At 58.0% G+C, this 17,137-nt stretch carries 12 protein-coding genes and 1 pseudogene; 8 read left to right on the forward strand and 5 right to left on the reverse strand.

Annotation, left to right across the window (positions count from 1 at the left end):
* Positions 1-140: 140 nt before the first annotated feature.
* Positions 141-1,241 (reverse strand): sodium-potassium/proton antiporter ChaA, encoded by a 1,101-nt coding sequence (gene chaA, locus ACSZPU_RS15065; protein WP_499000248.1) that lies wholly within the window; start codon positions 1,239-1,241, stop codon positions 141-143.
* A 278-nt stretch (positions 1,242-1,519) separates the two neighbouring features.
* Between chaA and chaB the strand changes: the two genes are divergently transcribed.
* Both chaB and ACSZPU_RS15075 read left to right on the forward strand, forming a co-directional pair.
* Positions 1,520-1,750 carry a putative cation transport regulator ChaB gene (chaB, locus tag ACSZPU_RS15070; RefSeq protein ID WP_499000251.1) on the forward strand — a complete coding sequence of 77 codons (231 nt, stop codon included), beginning with the start codon at positions 1,520-1,522 and terminating at the stop codon, positions 1,748-1,750.
* Positions 1,751-1,929: 179 nt separating this feature from the next.
* On the forward strand, positions 1,930-2,625 hold the full coding sequence (locus ACSZPU_RS15075) for a gamma-glutamylcyclotransferase (protein ID WP_499000254.1): 696 nt from the start codon (positions 1,930-1,932) through the stop codon (positions 2,623-2,625).
* Positions 2,626-2,637: 12 nt separating this feature from the next.
* Here ACSZPU_RS15075 and ACSZPU_RS15080 read toward each other — a convergent pair whose 3' ends face one another.
* The 3 genes from ACSZPU_RS15080 to ACSZPU_RS15090 all read right to left on the reverse strand — a co-directional run bounded on the left by ACSZPU_RS15080 (position 2,638) and on the right by ACSZPU_RS15090 (position 5,339).
* Entirely contained in the window at positions 2,638-2,880 is a 243-nt protein-coding gene (locus tag ACSZPU_RS15080; protein WP_499000275.1) for a hypothetical protein, read from the reverse strand.
* Between the two features lie 215 nt (positions 2,881-3,095).
* Positions 3,096-4,880 (reverse strand): methyl-accepting chemotaxis protein, encoded by a 1,785-nt coding sequence (locus tag ACSZPU_RS15085; RefSeq protein WP_499000256.1) that lies wholly within the window; start codon positions 4,878-4,880, stop codon positions 3,096-3,098.
* A gap of 105 nt (positions 4,881-4,985) precedes the next feature.
* Entirely contained in the window at positions 4,986-5,339 is a 354-nt protein-coding gene (locus ACSZPU_RS15090) for a DsrE/DsrF/TusD sulfur relay family protein (protein WP_499000259.1), read from the reverse strand.
* A 67-nt stretch (positions 5,340-5,406) separates the two neighbouring features.
* Between ACSZPU_RS15090 and nasR the strand changes: the two genes are divergently transcribed.
* From nasR to ACSZPU_RS15120, 6 genes and pseudogenes are all read left to right on the forward strand, one after another.
* On the forward strand, positions 5,407-6,603 hold the full coding sequence (nasR, locus tag ACSZPU_RS15095; RefSeq protein WP_499000262.1) for a nitrate regulatory protein NasR: 1,197 nt from the start codon (positions 5,407-5,409) through the stop codon (positions 6,601-6,603).
* A gap of 233 nt (positions 6,604-6,836) precedes the next feature.
* Entirely contained in the window at positions 6,837-8,096 is a 1,260-nt protein-coding gene (locus ACSZPU_RS15100; protein ID WP_499000265.1) for a CmpA/NrtA family ABC transporter substrate-binding protein, read from the forward strand.
* 1 nt (position 8,097) lies between these two features.
* Positions 8,098-8,979, forward strand: a pseudogene (gene ntrB, locus ACSZPU_RS15105) (nitrate ABC transporter permease).
* Between the two features lies 1 nt (position 8,980).
* Positions 8,981-9,775 (forward strand): ABC transporter ATP-binding protein, encoded by a 795-nt coding sequence (locus tag ACSZPU_RS15110; protein WP_499000268.1) that lies wholly within the window; start codon positions 8,981-8,983, stop codon positions 9,773-9,775.
* Between the two features lie 10 nt (positions 9,776-9,785).
* On the forward strand, positions 9,786-13,853 hold the full coding sequence (gene nirB, locus ACSZPU_RS15115; protein WP_499000270.1) for a nitrite reductase large subunit NirB: 4,068 nt from the start codon (positions 9,786-9,788) through the stop codon (positions 13,851-13,853).
* Entirely contained in the window at positions 13,847-16,426 is a 2,580-nt protein-coding gene (locus tag ACSZPU_RS15120) for a nitrate reductase (protein WP_499000278.1), read from the forward strand. Before nirB ends, ACSZPU_RS15120 begins: the two co-directional genes overlap by 7 nt.
* Here ACSZPU_RS15120 and ACSZPU_RS15125 read toward each other — a convergent pair.
* Complete coding sequence (locus ACSZPU_RS15125) at positions 16,403-16,954, reverse strand: YbhB/YbcL family Raf kinase inhibitor-like protein (protein ID WP_499000272.1); 552 nt, start codon at positions 16,952-16,954, stop codon at positions 16,403-16,405. The genes ACSZPU_RS15120 and ACSZPU_RS15125 overlap by 24 nt on opposite strands.
* Positions 16,955-17,137 lie beyond the last annotated feature (183 nt).

The following is a 17,137-nucleotide window of genomic DNA, read 5'->3' on the forward strand; positions in this document are numbered from 1 at the left end:
GGTTTTGATAACTGACTTAAAGCTGAAAGCTTTCCGGAACCCCCAGCCTAGCTGGGGGTTTTCTGTGCACAAAAAAACCCGCTTCGGCGGGTTTTTTGATATTCGCACAAGGCACGCGAGAAGTCTGTAGCCTGTTTATATCAGGCAAAAATCGTCATCAGATAGGCCGCAAACAGCGCCAGATGCGCAGCACCGTTAAGCACATTGGTGCGTCCCGTTGAGAACGAAATATGGCACAGCATCAGCGATGCCAGCATCACCACCAGTTCCGGTTTACCCAGACCAAACATCAGCTCATTCCCCGTCAGCCAGGCAATCAGCGTTACGACCGGCACCGTCAGCGAGATGGTTGCCAGCACGGAGCCGAAGAACAGGTTCATCGCGCGCTGCACCTGATTATTCAACACCGCTTTCAGGGCGCCCAGACCTTCCGGCGACAGAATTAACAGGGCGACCAGGAAGCCGCTAAAGGCGCCCGGTGCGTTCATTTCAGTCAGCAGGTTTTCCAGCGGGTTCGCGTTCATCTTGGTGACGGCAATAACGGCAACCAGATGGACCAGCAGCCACACCGTGTGCCAGCCGCTGCCGTGCGCCGACGGTTTACCGTGGTGCGGGTCATCGTCGTCGCTGTCATCTTCATGCTCATAAACAAACAGATTCTGGTGCGTTTTGGTTTGAATCAGCAGGAAGACGCCGTACATCGCCGCAGAAATCAGCGCGACCAGTAATGACTGCCCGATGGTGAAATTGCCACCTTCTAAGGCCACCGGAAACACCAGCACAATAACGGCCAGTGGGAAGAGGGCAATCATATATTGCTTGATGCCGAACAGGTTCATATATTGCGTGGCAAATTTACGCCCGCCCAGCAATAACGAAAAGCCAACCAGCCCGCCGGTCACAATCATAATGATCGAATACAGCGTATCGCGCATCAGCGTCGGTGCAGCGTCACCGGTCGCCATTAACGCGGAAATCAGGCTCACCTCAAGAATGACGACGGAAAGACTTAAAATTAATGAGCCGTAGGGTTCACCTAAACGGTGAGCCAGAACATCGGCATGGCGTACTACGCTAAATGCGCTGGCAAGAATCCCCACCAACGCCAGAATATTCATTCCGATTATCACTGGCAGTGACTGACTGTTTCCCCAATAAAGCAATACTGCCAGTGCCAGAACCGGAAAAATGAGAGACGTCTCCTTGTGGCGGGTTTTAACCGCCTCGTGCGTTGTTGTCATTGTTGATCTCCATCCAGCAGGTGTTTGTAATTATAGAAAGAAATTCAGGGCGCATAAAGTAACAAACATTCACCTATCATTATCGATTTTTTACGCTTTTTTACGTCATGAGTACTTTCTTATGTCAGATGAGTATTTATCACAGTCTTGTTGCAAATTTATTTAATTAACAACGAGGTGTGATTTTATTAGGTTTAAAAAACTCCCGGTGGTCTCTCTGTTGGCAAACAAAGACAGAATCAACCAGGCTTAGGTTTTGCCTTTAGGAGGTATAACCAATGCCCTATAAAACGAAATCAGTCTTACCTGACAGCGTGCAACATGTTTTACCTGCCCACGCGCAGGAAATTTATAAAGAGGCCTTTAACAGTGCCTGGGAACAATATAAAGACAAAGACGATCGCCGTGATAATGCCAGCCGGGAAGAAACCGCGCACCGCGTGGCCTGGGCGGCAGTAAAAAATGATTATGAAAAAGGCGATGACGATAAATGGCATAAAAAGAGATAAGGCCATGAAATATTTAGCAGCACTCTTTTAATCAACGGAATAATGATTCTCCGCCTGATCAATGCCAGCCAGAGTTCACTTGAAAACGGCCTGTGAATTGCATATCGTCATTATAAAGCGCCAGGAAGGCAGCAGTATTGTCGTTGCATGGAAGCAGGCAGTGGCGGAGGTAGATAAAGATGTTAACGCGTGATTTCTTAATGAAGGCAGATTGTAAAACGGCGTTTGGAGACATTGAGGAATCGCTGTTATGGTCGGCGGAACAACGAGCTGCATCGCTTGCAGCGACACTGGCTTGCCGCCCGGATGACGGCCCAGTATGGATTTTTGGTTACGGTTCACTGATGTGGAACCCGGCGCTGGATTATGACGAATCCTGCACCGGTACGCTTCCCGGCTGGCACCGTGCATTTTGTTTACGTCTGACGGCGGGTCGTGGCAGCGCCTGTCAGCCTGGACGTATGCTTGCACTAAAAGAGGGCGGGCGCACCACCGGCGTGGCATATCGTCTGTCGGAGCCCGCGCTGCAAGAGGAACTCTCGCTGCTGTGGAAGCGCGAGATGATTACCGGCTGCTATCTGCCGAGCTGGCGCAAGCTGGAACTGGATGACGGGCGGACGGTTAACGCGCTGGTATTTATTATGGACCCTCGCCACCCGCTGTATGAATCTGATACCCGCGCGCAGACGATTGCACCGCTTATCGCCTCGGCCAGCGGCCCGCTCGGTACCAACGCGCAATACCTGTTCTCGCTGGAACAAGAGCTTATTAAACTGGGTATGCAGGACGACTGCCTGAATGAGCTGGTGGGAAGGGTGCGTGTGCTGCTGGGAGGAGAAAAACCAGGTCCGGAGATGCAACCTGGTTTTGCCTGATATCGTACTGACTTACGCTGGAACGTAGCTGATGGAATGTTCCAGCGACTGGCTGTGGCTGTCGATCAGCACATTCCAGATGCCGCTGTAAGGAACCGCCAGATATGCGCTGGCGCGATCCTGGACGCTTAAAACATCAGTCTGAGCGGCAGCCTGACCTTTTTCGCTCATCAGATGAATATGACAATTCTCAGAACAACGTACTACGACCGTATCCCCACCAAATAACTTCAAGCTTGTTTTTACCAACGCCATTGTTTTAAACCCCGTATTTATCGACAACGCACTCCCTGCGGGATAATCCCGTGCGTGATGCTGTTCACAATTCACTCATTGCATAACACCAAACGGGAGGGTCTCAGATGCTGACTTTGATCAAAAAATGGCGTAACGATTAAACAATAATGACAATATTCGGCGGGGAAATGTGTCGGCGCGTTAAATTCCGGGAAAAACGCGCCGACAGAAGATTAAATGCGGAAATGGCCTGCGGTTTCAGCGAGCTCGCCCGCTTGCGCCTGTAGCGCACCTGCGGCGGCGGCCGATTGGATCACCAGCTCGGCGTTCTGCTGCACCATACGGTCAAGATCGATGACCGCGTGATTGATTTCCTGAATGCCTTTCATCTGCTCGTTGGTCGCCACGGTGATTTCACGCATGATGACCGACACGCTGTCGATGCTGGAGACGATATCCCCCATGCTATCCCCGGCGAGACGCACGTAGCGGGAGCCCGTTGCCACGCTGTCCGTCGTCGAATCAATCAGCGATTTGATCTCCTTCGCCGCCTGCGCGCTGCGACTGGCAAGGTTACGCACCTCACCGGCCACAACCGCAAAACCGCGACCCTGTTCGCCGGCACGTGCCGCTTCGACCGAGGCGTTGAGCGCCAGAATATTGGTCTGGAAAGCGATACCGTCAATCACACTGGTAATGTCACCAATTTTGGCAGACGCCACTTCAATAGACTGCATGGTTGAGATGGCCTGCGAAACCACTTTGCCGCCGCGTGACGCGGCCTCAGAAGCCACGTGAGCCTGATCGTTGGCCTGGGCGGCAGAATCGGTCGACTGGGCGACGGAAGCGGTGATCTGCTCAACGGCGCTGGCGGTTTCGCGCAGGCTGGAGGCGGCCTGCTCAGTACGTTCGGACAAGTCCTGATTGCCCGCCGCGATCTCTTGCGCGGCCTGCTGTACGGAGTTGCTGGAATCGCGCAGCTTCACCATCACCACGGACAGTTTGTCGCTAAAGGCGTTAAACGCGTGGGCGATTTGCGCCACTTCATCGTTGCCCTGTTCCGGCAAGCGCTGGGACAGATCATCGGTGCCGCTGCTGATGGCATTCATCGCATCACGAATGACGATCAGCCGTTTGAGCATGGTGGCGACAATCCAGTGCATGATGGCCCCTGCCAGTACAACCAGCACAATCAGCGAAATGGCCGACGCCTTTAACTGCGCGCGCAGGCCCGCGGTGGAATCTGCGCTGTCCAGCGCAACCACCAGAAGCCAGTTCGTGCCGCTTACTTTAGTGGCAAGAAACGCTTTATGTTCACCGGCAAAAACGCCGGAGACTGGTTTACCCGCTTGCAGCTCGGCAAATTGCACATCGCCAATGGCTTCGCTAAACGGCTTAAGCGTCAATTTAGCGTCGTTGGCGGCAATCACCGTGCCCGCGCTGTCGAGCAACAGCCCGCTGCTGTTCGGCGTCGGGCTAATACCGCGGACGTTGGCTACCACGCTGTCCATCGACACGTCGCCTGCCACCACTGCTTTGAGCGTGCCGTTTTCTTTAACCGGTACGGCGAAGGTCACCACCAGCTTGCCACTGCCCGCGTCAACATATGGGGCGGTAACGATAGGCGCATCGGTTTTAACCACCTGCTGATACCACGGGCGGATGGTCGGATCGTAATCCGCCGGTACGCCATCCGGGTTGGAGAATTTGGCCGTTTTGCTGGCGTAACCCACATAGACGTTAATGAAGCCGCCAGCCTGCGCAATCTGGGTAAAGACCGGAACGGGATCGTCTGTTAAGGCAACGTTCTGGAGGGAGGAGATGGCGGTCATTTTACTGCTGACCCAGTCGCTGATGGCAAGGCTATGGCTACTGCTGGTGCTGATGAGGGTATCTTGCTGAGAGTCCTGATTATGCTGGCTGGTTACCTGGTAGTTAATAACGGTGTTAAGAAGCAGCGCAATGGCGAGACAGCCCGCCGTCGCCGCAATAATACGAGCGCGAATTGACCTGAACATATTTTGAAGTACCTGCTGTGTTGTCTGTAAAGCCTATCGGCAGCACAGCAGGCAAACTTGATGCTATAGCGGCATCCATAAGAAAAAAATATTAAAGAATGATGATTAGAAGGTCAACTCTTTGTCTGCCGCCAGCGTCCATTGGGCCAGTTCGACCAAAGTGCCAATCGCCACGCCATCCACTAACGGCAGCGTTGTGATACCGCGCCCGTCAGTGCAGGTTTTACATAATTTCACCGGCACGCCTTGCGCAGTGAGGATCTCCAGCATCTGCTGAATGTTGTAGCCTTCGGCGGGTTTTTGCCCGCGCAGCCCGGCGGTTACCGCGTCAGACATCAAAAACAGGCGTAAGTCGAGGTCGCCTTCCTGCTCACGCAGCGCAATCGCCAGACGCAGACTGTTAAATAAGGATTCACTACCGTAGGCCGCACCGTTGGCGACAATCACAATCTTTTGCATCTTCACTCCTTCGAGGGGGCATGGTTATTGCTTATCTCTTCCCAGCAGATAGCCACGGAGAGTAAGCATGAATAATTGTACTGATGCGATACCTGACGCCACCGACTGGTTTCGCCACGCGCGTCAGATCCAGAAACAGCAGCTTCGCCAGCTCGCACAGCTTGGCGTACTGGCGGGGAAAATCAGCTACCTGACCCATATGCTGCAGTGTGAACGCGGGGCGTCGAATATCTGGCTGTGTTCAAAAGGGCAGCTCTATGCGCTGGAATGCCGCGCCAGCAGCGCCCTTGCCGATGAGAACATCACCCCGTTTTTACCGTTGCTCGCCACGCTCAGGCCGCTTGCCAGTAGCGCATTATGCCACCGTATTGCGGCGGCCGTTGGGTGTCTGGAACAACTTCCGCAGTTACGAGAACAAATAAAAGCGCAGCGTATTACGGCGGAGCAGGCGATGGCGCAGTTCAACCGCACCATTAGCCATCTGCTGAGCATTATCCCGCAGCTTAACGACAGCGTCGATGACCCCAGAATCGTTAAACATCTGGTCGCGCTCTACAGCTTTATGCAGGGAAAAGAGCTGGCTGGACAAGAGCGCGCGCTGGGGGCGATCGGTTTTACCCAGGCGGCGTTTAGCGATGCATTGCGCCAGTCGCTGGTAGACCGCATCGACGGTCAGCAAACCTGTTTTGAGGCGTTTTTGTCGCTTGCTTCGCCAGGTATCAGCGAGATATTCGCCCGCGAATGTACCGCCGGACTGGAGGTCGAACAGCTTCGCCGCCAGGCCTGCACCCGCGTGCCGCCCGCAGATGGCGGAGAAGGGGCGCTACGATGGTTCGCGCTGCAAACCCAGCGGCTGGAACATCTGCGTGCGCTGGAAGAGTTGCTGATTAATGAGCTAATGCACGAAACGGTGGCTTTGCTCAAAGAGGACGAAAGCGACGTTAACCTCAATGCCTGGATCGATGACACCGCGAGCGACACGCTTTCGGTGAAGCTCGATAAACAGCTGTTGCCGCTGGTGCGCCAGCAGGCGCGTGAACTGGAACAGCTCAGCGCACAGCTGGCGTCATTACAGGATTCCCTTGAGGAACGCTCGCTCATCGACAAAGCGAAAAGCGTCCTGATGAAGCACCAGAACATGAGCGAAGAGCAGGCCTGGCAGTGTCTGCGCAAAATGGCGATGGACAAGAACCAGCGTATGGTCGAAATCGCCCGCGCGCTGCTGACCGTGCGGGCATTATGGTCGCTAACCCCTAAGGAGTAGTTGCACATTCAATGGGCATTTGCTGCACATGCGCAGTGCGAAAAAACGGTAATAGCAGGCGAAAAGGGGTAAAAACAGCGACTTGCGACCTGGCATAGCGGTTGCATTGTTATCGTCCTGAGTAACAAACAATAGTGGCGGGGAACCAACGGCGGTTCACTGGCCATACGGATAAAGGCGTCCTTTGGTGCATAAGCATCGACGGGCGCTTTTTTTTTGCTTCGGGAGTGGATATGGGTGATTCATCGGTTTCATTAACGCGCAGGCGTTTTCTACAGGCGTGGGCCGCTCTGGGCGGTGCGATGCTGATGCCCGGCCTGATGCAGGCCGCGTGGGCGGCGGGTTCCGATAAACCGGAATTGACCACCGTTCGCGTCGGATTTATTCCACTGACCGACTGCGCACCAGTGGTTGTTGCCGCTCTGAAAGGATTCGATAAAAAGTACGGCATAACCCTCGTGCCCACCAAAGAGGCCAGTTGGGCGGCCGTGCGCGACAAACTGGTTTCCGGCGAACTGGACGCCGCGCATGTGCTTTATGGCTTGCTGTACGGTCTGGAGCTCGGGATCGCCGGGAAAACCCAGTCGATGGCCAACCTGATGACCCTCAACCAAAACGGTCAGGGCATTACCCTTTCCACCGACCTGCTGGATAAAGGCGTCATCGACGGCGAAAGCCTGAAAAAACTGCTTGGGCAGAGCGCGCCTGGCACCTACACCTTTGCGCATACCTTCCCGACCGGCACGCACGCCATGTGGCTCTATTACTGGCTGGCGAGCGCGGGCATCAACCCCTTCACCGATATTCGCACGGTGGTCGTCCCACCGCCGCAGATGGTGATGAATATGCGGATCGGCAATATGGTCGGTTTCTGCGTGGGTGAGCCGTGGAACGCCCGCGCCATTAATGACCGCATCGGCTTTACCGCTGCAACCAGCCAGTCCGTCTGGCCGGATCATCCGGAAAAAATCCTTGGCACCCGCAGCGCATGGGTCGAACAAAACCCGCATACCGCTCGTGCGCTGGTGTGTGCGGTGATGGAAGCGGCCCGCTGGATTGACGCCTCTGATGACAACCGCCGCGAAACCGCCCGTATTCTTTCGCGCCGCGCGTGGCTTAACACCAAAGAGCAGTATCTGACCGGGCGCATGCTCGGTGAATACGACAACGGCGCGGGTCAGCGCTGGCAGGACGCGCACGCCATCCGCTTCTTTAATGACGGGCAGGTGAGCTATCCGTGGCACTCCGACGGCATGTGGTTTTTAACCCAGTTCCGCCGCTGGGGGCTGCTGAAAAGCGCGCCGGATTATGCCGCCGTCGCCCGTCGCATTAACCGCACCGATATCTGGAAAGACGCCGCCACGGCGATTGGGGGCATTACGCCGCCTGCACAAAATATGCGAACCAGCACGCTGATGGATGGCTCTCACTGGGACGGTACCGACCCGGAGCAGTACGCCAGACGTTTCGCCATTCAACGAACAGGGGTCTGATATGAAACACCAACACAATACACAGCGCGTTACGCCACCAACCACCTCGGGCGAAATCATTACGCTGCCACCGGTGAAGGTACGCACCAGTAAACCGGCCTGGGCGCGCAAGACACGCGCGGTAGCCGAACGCATTGTTCCCGCGGTGCTCGGGCTTGGGCTGCTGCTCATCGTCTGGGAACTGGCGGCAATCAACAGCAAAGGTTTTCCCACGCCGCTCAGTACGCTGGATTCGGCCATGACCCTGTTCGCCGACCCGTTCTATCAGGATGGGCCCAATGACATGGGGATCGGCTGGAATGTGCTGGCATCACTGCAGCGCGTTGCCATCGGCTTTGGCCTGGCCGCGCTGGTGGGGATCCCGCTCGGTTTTCTGATTGGTCGCTTCACCTTTCTGGCGCGGATGTTCAACCCGCTGATTGCGCTGCTGCGCCCGGTCAGCCCACTGGCCTGGCTGCCGATTGGTCTGCTGCTGTTCCAGAAAGCGGAACCGGCATCAAGCTGGACCATTTTCATCTGATCTATCTGGCCAATGGTGATTAATACCGCCGAAGGGGTACGCCGCATTCCGCAGGATTACCTCAACGTGGCCCGCGTTCTGCAACTGTCCGAGTGGACGGTGATGCGCCGCATTTTATTCCCGGCGGTACTGCCTGCCGTGCTCACCGGCGTTCGTCTGTCGATCGGCATTGCCTGGTTGGTGATTGTGGCAGCGGAAATGCTGACCGGTGGGTTGGGAATCGGGTTCTGGATCTGGAACGAATGGAACAACCTCAACGTGGAAAACATTTTGATCGCCATCGTCATTATCGGTGTTGTCGGCCTGCTGCTCGAGCAGGGGCTGATGCTGGTGGCGCGTCGCTTTAGCTGGCAGGAGAAATAAGATGAGCACAAAACCGATTATTCAGGTGCAGGCGGTGAGCCAGCGTTTTTCCACCGCGGGCGGCGAGTTTGTGGCGCTGCAAAATGTCTCTTTCGATATTCATGAAGGGGAAACGGTCAGCCTGATTGGTCACTCTGGCTGCGGAAAATCCACCTTGCTCAACCTGATTGCGGGCATCACGCTGCCCAGCGAAGGTGGACTGCTGTGCGATAACCGGGAAATTGCCGGGCCAGGGCCGGAGCGCGCGGTGGTGTTTCAGAACCACTCGCTGCTGCCGTGGCTGACCTGCTTTGACAACGTCGCCCTGGCGGTCGATCAGGTATTCCGTCGCACCATGAGCAAAGCGGAGCGCCGCGAGTGGATTGAGCACAATCTGGATCGGGTTCAGATGGGCCATGCGCTGCACAAACGTCCGGGGGAGATCTCCGGCGGGATGAAACAGCGTGTCGGCATTGCCCGCGCGCTGGCGATGAAACCCAAAGTGCTGCTGATGGATGAACCTTTCGGCGCGCTGGACGCCTTAACCCGCGCCCACCTGCAGGATGCGGTCATGCAGATTCAGCAGTCGCTGAACACTACCATCGTGCTGATCACCCACGATGTGGACGAGGCGGTATTGCTCTCTGACCGGGTGCTGATGATGACCAACGGCCCGGCGGCGACCGTCGGTGAGATCCTTGACGTCAATCTGCCGCGCCCGCGTAACCGGGTACAGCTGGCGGACGACAGCCGTTATCACCACCTGCGCCAGCAAGTCCTCCATTTCCTCTACGAGAAGCAGCCGAAAGCGGCCTGAGGTGAGCGAAATGACCCTGCGACTATTAATCATTGGCAACGGCATGGCGGCAACCCGCCTTGTCGAAAAACTCAGCGAATCCGACGCGTGCCGCTATGCCATCACAGTGATTGGCGACGAGCCGGGCCATGCCTATAACCGCATTCAGTTATCACCGGTACTGGGGGCAGAGAAAAGGTTCAGCGACACTGTCCTGCACGACGCCCAGTGGTATCAGGCGCGCGGCATCACGGTGCTGAGCGGGGAAACGGTGACCCAGGTTGATGTTCAAGCTCGCCGGGTCATCACCACCCGGCGCGAGTTGGCCTGGGATGAGCTGGTTTTTGCCACCGGGTCAACACCCTTTATTCCGCCGGTGCCGGGACACGACCTGCCGCACGTCCACGGCTTTCGTCGCATCAGCGATGTGCACGCCATTCTGGCAGGCAGCGGGCCGGTGGTGGTGCTCGGCGGCGGAGTGCTGGGGGTGGAAGCCGCCGCCGCGCTGCGTCGCCACGGTGACAATGTCACGTTGGTTAACCGGGGTGAATGGCTGATGGAACAACAGCTTGATGCCCAGGCCGGGGCGCTGCTGGCGGAGCATCTGCATCAGCGTGGCATTGACTGCGCGCTCTCTGCCGGTATCAGCAGCATTAGCACCGATAGCGTCACCCTGACCAACGGACGCGTGATGGCGGCCGGGCGCGTGGTGATGACCACTGGCGTGCGCCCGGCGATAGCGCTTGCCCAGGCGAGCGACATTCCCTGCGCGCGCGGCATCGTGGTGGATGGGCAGTTGCGCAGCGTGGTCGACGGGGTAAGCGCCATTGGCGAGTGCTGTGAAATCGCCGGGCAGACCTGGGGGCTGGTGGCCCCTTGCCTGCGACAGGCAGACATTCTGGCGGCGCGTCTGCTCGGCACGCCTGAAGCTGATTTTGACTGGCAGGAGGGCGGCCTGCGCCTGAAAGTGACCGGCATCGACCTGTTCAGCGCCGGGGAAGTCCAGGCGCGCGATGGCGACGATATCTGGACAACCCTCGATCCCCTCAGCGGCCATTACCGCCGTCTGCTGGTGCGGGGAAACCGACTTTTCGGTGTGCTGCTGCTGGGCGATTGTGCCAGCGCGGCCGCACTGACCGAACGCATAAATACGCCGAAACCGCCGCAGGCGGACTGGCTTTTTGACAGCTTTACAGCGCAGCCAGCGGCTGCCGGGATCCCAAAAATGACAAAACCTACTCTGGTTGTGGTTGGACACGGTATGGTCGGCCACCATTTTCTTGAACAGTGCGTAAGCCGCAACCTGCATCAGGTCTATCAAATTGTGGTGTTCGGCGCGGAACGCTATGCCGCCTACGATCGCGTGCACCTGTCCGAGTATTTTGCCGGACGCAGCCCACAGTCGCTCTCGATGGTCGAAGGGGATTTTTTTGCCCGGCACGATATTGAGCTGCGCCTTAACCAGACCATTACCGATATCGACCGCGCTCTGCAGGTGGTGCGCGATGCGCAGGGGCATGAAACGCGCTGGGACAAACTGGTGCTGGCCACCGGTTCACACCCGTTTATGCCGCCGGTGCCGGGGCACGATGCTGACGGCTGTTTTGTCTATCGCACCCTCGACGATCTGGATGAGATTGCTGCCCGCGCAAAAAACGCGACGCGCGGTGTGGTCATCGGCGGCGGGCTGTTAGGCCTGGAAGCGGCTAACGCGCTCAAACAACTGGGGCTGGAAACTCACGTGGTGGAGTTCGCCCCGGCGCTAATGGCGGTGCAACTGGATGAGCAGGGCGGCGCGATGCTGCGCAAGAAAATCACCGCGCTGGGCGTGCAGGTTCATACCAGCAAGGCGACTAAGGAGATTGTGGCGAATGGCGAAACCCTGACGCTGAATTTTGCCGATGGTGAGAGCCTGACGCCCGACATGGTGGTGTTCTCCGCCGGTATTCGCCCACAGGATGCGCTCGCCCGTAGCGGAGAACTGCGCCTCGGGGAGCGCGGTGGTATCAGCATTGATGAACAGTGCCAGACCTCGGATGAAAACATCTTCGCCATCGGCGAATGTGCGGTGTGGGACGGCAAAGTCTATGGCCTGGTAGCGCCGGGTTACCAGATGGCGCGCGTGGTGGCTGCGAACCTCAGCGGCGAAGCGACGGCGTTTACCGGCGCGGACATGAGCACAAAACTGAAATTGCTCGGCGTTGATGTGGCCTCATTTGGCGATGCCCATGGGCGCACGCCGGGCTGTCTGAGCTACCAATGGACCGATGGCCCCGCGCAGGTCTATAAAAAAATCGTGGTCAGTGAGGACGGCAAAAAGCTGCTGGGCGGCGTGCTGGTGGGGGAAGCCAGCGACTATGCGACGCTACTGCAAACCATGCTCAACGGCCTGGCGCTGCCTGCACAGCCGGAAAGCCTGATCCTGCCCGCACTGGCAGGCAATGCGCCCAAAGCACTCGGCGTGGCGGCCTTGCCGGACAGCGCCCAGATTTGCTCGTGCCATAACGTCAGCAAGGGCGATATTTGCCAGGCGGTCAGCGCGGGGGCCACCAATATGGGGGCAATCAAAAGCTGTACCAAAGCGGCAACCGGCTGTGGCGGCTGCAGCGCGCTGGTAAAACAGGTGATGGAACACCAGCTGGCGTCGCAGGGCGTGGAGGTGAAAAAAGATATCTGCGAGCACTTCCCGTATTCGCGTCAGGAAATTCACCATCTGGTGCGCGTCAACCATATCCGCACTTTCGCGCAGTTGATTGGCCGTTACGGTCACGGGCAGGGCTGCGAAGTGTGCAAGCCGCTGGTCGGGTCGATTCTGGCCTCCTGCTGGAATGAATACTTGCTCAAACCGGCGCACTTACCGCTACAGGATACCAATGACCTCTACTTCGCCAATATCCAGAAAGACGGTACCTATTCGATTGTGCCGCGGATGCCAGGCGGAGAGGTCACGCCGGATGGCCTGATTGCCATCGGGCAGATTGCTAAGCGCTATCAGCTCTACAGTAAAGTCACTGGCGGCCAGCGCATTGACCTCTTTGGCGCGCGTCTGGAGCAGCTTCCGCTTATCTGGCAGGAACTGGTGGAGGCCGGGTTTGAAACCGGGCACGCCTATGGCAAGTCGCTGCGCACGGTGAAATCCTGCGTCGGCTCGACCTGGTGTCGCTATGGCGTGCAGGATTCCACCGGGCTGGCGGTGGCGCTTGAGCATCGCTACAAGGGGCTGCGGGCACCACATAAGATCAAAATGGCGGTGTCCGGCTGTACCCGCGAGTGTGCGGAAGCGCAGGGCAAAGATGTGGGGGTGATAGCCACCGAGAAGGGCTGGAATCTCTATGTGTGCGGCAACGGTGGCATGAAACCGCGCCATGCGGATCTGTTTGCCAGCGACCTGGACGAAGCCACGCTGATACGTACCGTGGATCGTTTTCTGATGTTCTACATCCGCACCGCTGACCGTCTGCAGCGCACCAGTACCTGGCTGGATAACCTGGAGGGCGGCATCAACTATCTGCGTGAGGTCATTCTGAACGACAGCCTGGAGATTGCGGCAGAACTGGAAGAAGAAATGGCGCGGGTGGTGGACAGCTATCAGTGCGAGTGGCAGACCACGCTGAACGATCCCGACCGTCTGGCACTGTTCCGCTCATTTGTTAACAGCGACGCACCGGATGAAACTGTACACCGCGAGATCGTGCGTGAGCAGCCGCAGCTCGCACTGGCAGCGGAACGGCCAGAAGGTCAGTTGCCGTGGCGTCCGTGGCAGGTTGTCTGCGATATCGCCGCCGTTCCCGAACAGGCGGGTATCGGCGCGCGACTGGGCGAGCGGCAAATCGCGCTGTTCCGCTTTGACGATACTGTCTACGCGCTTGATAACCTTGAACCGGGCAGCAACGCGCAGGTCCTGTCGCGCGGCATCTTAGGCGATGCGAGCGGTGAACCACTGGTGATTTCGCCGCTCTACAAACAGCGTATTCGCCTGCGCGATGGCTGCTTTGCGGAAGGCGGTGAACCGGCCGTTCGCGCCTGGCCGGTGAAAATCGAGGGCGGCAAAGTCTGGGTCGGCAACCAGGTGCTGCTGATGCGCGCGGAGGCATCATGAGTACCCGCACCACCTGCCCGTACTGCGGTGTGGGCTGTGGGGTGGTCGCCACCGTCACTGATGGCGGGGTGAGCGTGGCGGGTGACAGCGCACACCCGGCAAACTTTGGTCGCCTGTGTGTTAAAGGGGCCGCGCTGGGGGAAACCACCGGGCTGGCAGGACGGCTGCTTGCCCCGCAGGTTGATGAGCAGACGGTCAGCTGGCAGGCGGCGCTGGATGCCGCCGGGGAACGGCTGAACGATATCATCAGCGAGTTTGGCCCGCAGGCGGTGGCGTTTTATGCCTCCGGACAGCTGCTGACTGAGGACTACTATGCTGCCAATAAGCTGATGAAAGGCTTTATCGGCGCGGCAAATATCGACACCAATTCACGGCTGTGTATGTCATCTGCCGTGGTGGGCTACCAGCGGGCCTTTGGTGCGGATCTGGTGCCGTGCAGCTATGAGGACGTCGAAAACAGCGATCTGTTGGTGCTGGTGGGCTCGAATGCCGCCTGGACGCACCCGGTGCTCTATCAGCGGATCGTACAGGCAAAACGGGATAATCCGGTGCTGAAAGTGGTGGTGATCGACCCGCGCGTAACCGCCACCTGCGATATAGCCGATCTTCATTTGCCGCTGGCGCCGGGCAGCGACGCCGGGCTGTTTGTCGGCCTGCTGAATATGATTGCCGGGGCTGACTGTTCGCTCTCCGGTTTTGATGATGGCGACGCCGCGCTGGCCGCCGCGCGTGAATGGACGCCAGAGAAGGTGGCGGCGTTTTGTGCACTATCGCGTGACGTTGTCACAACATTTTATGACTGGTTTATTACCGCGCCACGGGCCATGACGCTGTTCACGATGGGGATTAACCAGTCATCGAGCGGTAGCGATAAATGCAATGCCATCATCAATGTGCATCTCGCCAGCGGCAAGTTCGCCCGTCCGGGCTGTGGCCCCTTTTCGCTGACCGGGCAACCCAATGCCATGGGCGGGCGCGAAGTGGGCGGTCTGGCAAACCAGCTGGCGGCGCATATGAATTTTGAGGCGGCGGATCTTGCCAGACTGGCGCGTTTTTGGGGGACCGAGCGGCTGGCGCAAACGCCGGGGCTGATGGCGGTGGATTTGTTTGAAGCCATCGGGCGCGGCGAGGTGAAAGCGGTGTGGATAATGGGCACCAATCCGGCGGTCTCGCTGCCGGACAGCCATGGTGTCTGTACCGCGCTGGAAAAATGCCCGCTGGTGATTGTCTCGGAAGTGGTAGCGGAAACCGATACTAGCCGCTATGCCCATATCCGTTTTCCGGCGCTGGCGTGGGGCGAGAAAAACGGCACGGTGACCAATTCCGAGCGGCGTATTTCCCGTCAGCGGTCATTTTTACCGCCACCGGGTGAGGCGAAGGCCGACTGGTGGATTATCGCCCAGGTCGCACGGCGTCTGGGTTTTGGTCCCGCTTTTGGCTGGCAGCATGCCCATGAGGTATTTTCAGAGCACGCGGCGTTGTCCGGTTTTGAAAACAACGGCACGCGGGCCTTTGATATCAGCGAACTTGCCACCTTAACCCGTGAGCAGTGGGATATGCTGGAACCCCGTCAGTGGACCGTCACCCCGGATGCCTTACAGCGCGGCTGGCGGCCTTCCGGGCGCTTGCGCACCGTGCCTGTATCGCCTGCGCGCGCGCTGGCTAAACCAACGGCGCTCTATCCGCTGCTGCTTAACACCGGACGCATCCGCGATCAGTGGCACACCATGACCCACACCGGTACGGTTACCCGGTTAATGCAGCACATTGCCGAGCCGCTGGTCGACATCTCCCCGGCGGATGCGGCCCGTTTTGCGCTTGCCGGGGGGGACCTGGCGCACATTAGCTCACCCCGTGGGGTGATGGTGGCTCGGGCGCGAATTCAGCGCGGTCAGCGTGAGGGAGAACTGTTTACCCCCATGCACTGGAACCGTACTTTTGCCCGCCAGGGCCGTGTTAACGCGCTGGTGGCTCCTGTGTGCGACCCGCATTCCGGACAGCCGGAAAGTAAGCAGACGGCGGTGCGCATCATGGCCTGGCAACCTGACTGGCAGGGCGAGTTGTACAGCCGCGAGATGCCTGAGATCCCCCCGGAAATCCATTGGTCGCGTAAGGCAGCAGAGGGCGCTCACCATTTTACTCTGGCAGGCAACGGTGATGCGGCGGCGTGGCTGACGGCGCGGTGTCAGGCGCAAGGATGGCTGATGCAAATGATGTGCGCCGGTACGGTGGTAAACCTGCTGGCCTGGCATAACGGGCAACTGATGCTGGGATGGTGGAGTGGCGCACAGCTTCCCGACATCGCCCATGATGCCATCGTGCAGGCTTTTGCCACCGCACCCGAAACGGCGCAGGCGCGTCATAGCCTGCTGGCAGGACGCTCGCTTTCCAGTGCCCCCGCGCCGGGTCGCACGGTGTGCAGCTGTTACAGCGTCGGAGAAAATGCGATTCGTGCGGCCATTGCTGGCGGGTGTGGGAGTACCGCGGCGCTGGGTAAAGCCCTGCGCTGCGGTACCAACTGCGGCTCCTGTCTGCCGGAATTAAAAACGCTACTGTCCGAAGCGGCCAATTAACCCTGCCGCCCCCAGAGTATGGCCTTTCAGTTTGCCAAACAGCTCTTCGCGGGTTAACCCTTTGGGGAGCGTCGGTGCCAGGCTGGTGGCAATCAGGGTAAAGGTGTAGTGATGCGCGCCGCTGTCCGGTGGCGGGCACGGACCGTACCACGTCACGGTTCCTGGGGTATTTTTACCGCCGGTATAACCTTTGCCGTCGCGCAGATCGTTTTCAGCAAACCCGGTGCCGGAAGGCAGAATGTTGTAGGCCACCAGATGCGTGACGCCCAGACCCATCGCCCCTTCAGGGTCATGAACGACCAGCGCGAAACTTTGCGTGTTTGCTGGTGGGTTATTCCACACCAGCGCAGGTGAGGCATTTTCCCCTGTGCAGTTGGGATTGGTCGTCGCGTTACCGGCGAATTTTTTCTCTATCAGCGCGTTATCGCCGAACGCAGGGGATTGCAGCTGGAAAATATCGGTCGCACTGGCCGATACGCCATAGAAAAAAATCGAACTGCACAATGCCCATCTCACTGTTTGATTCATCAGGTTTTTTCTCATTTATCAGCGGTTCTTTAACTGTAGTCTGGCGAAGCGGGAGGGATAAGGATTTTCCTGGAATTGCCACAAAGCCTGAAAATAGCGGTCAAAAACGCTAGATAGTGTCGTCACGAGGATAAAAATCATTGATAATAGGGCCTTCTAATCAGAAGGCCCTATTATCATGAC

This window comes from Phytobacter sp. V69, assembly GCF_965644215.1.
Taxonomy (GTDB): Bacteria; Pseudomonadota; Gammaproteobacteria; order Enterobacterales; family Enterobacteriaceae; genus Phytobacter.

What these genes read in the sequence shown, in the direction of transcription:
- ACSZPU_RS15090 (WP_499000259.1), bottom strand. Translation starts at nt 5,339, where the DNA reads ATGCAAAAGATTGTGATTGTCGCCAACGGTGCGGCCTACGGTAGTGAA.
- ACSZPU_RS15085 (WP_499000256.1), bottom strand. Translation starts at nt 4,880, where the DNA reads ATGTTCAGGTCAATTCGCGCTCGTATTATTGCGGCGACGGCGGGCTGT.
- ACSZPU_RS15125 (WP_499000272.1), bottom strand. Translation starts at nt 16,954, where the DNA reads ATGAATCAAACAGTGAGATGGGCATTGTGCAGTTCGATTTTTTTCTAT.
- ACSZPU_RS15110 (WP_499000268.1), top strand. Translation starts at nt 8,981, where the DNA reads ATGAGCACAAAACCGATTATTCAGGTGCAGGCGGTGAGCCAGCGTTTT.
- chaB (WP_499000251.1), top strand. Translation starts at nt 1,520, where the DNA reads ATGCCCTATAAAACGAAATCAGTCTTACCTGACAGCGTGCAACATGTT.
- ACSZPU_RS15075 (WP_499000254.1), top strand. Translation starts at nt 1,930, where the DNA reads ATGTTAACGCGTGATTTCTTAATGAAGGCAGATTGTAAAACGGCGTTT.
- chaA (WP_499000248.1), bottom strand. Translation starts at nt 1,241, where the DNA reads ATGACAACAACGCACGAGGCGGTTAAAACCCGCCACAAGGAGACGTCT.
- ACSZPU_RS15100 (WP_499000265.1), top strand. Translation starts at nt 6,837, where the DNA reads ATGGGTGATTCATCGGTTTCATTAACGCGCAGGCGTTTTCTACAGGCG.
- ACSZPU_RS15080 (WP_499000275.1), bottom strand. Translation starts at nt 2,880, where the DNA reads ATGGCGTTGGTAAAAACAAGCTTGAAGTTATTTGGTGGGGATACGGTC.
- nirB (WP_499000270.1), top strand. Translation starts at nt 9,786, where the DNA reads ATGACCCTGCGACTATTAATCATTGGCAACGGCATGGCGGCAACCCGC.
- nasR (WP_499000262.1), top strand. Translation starts at nt 5,407, where the DNA reads ATGAATAATTGTACTGATGCGATACCTGACGCCACCGACTGGTTTCGC.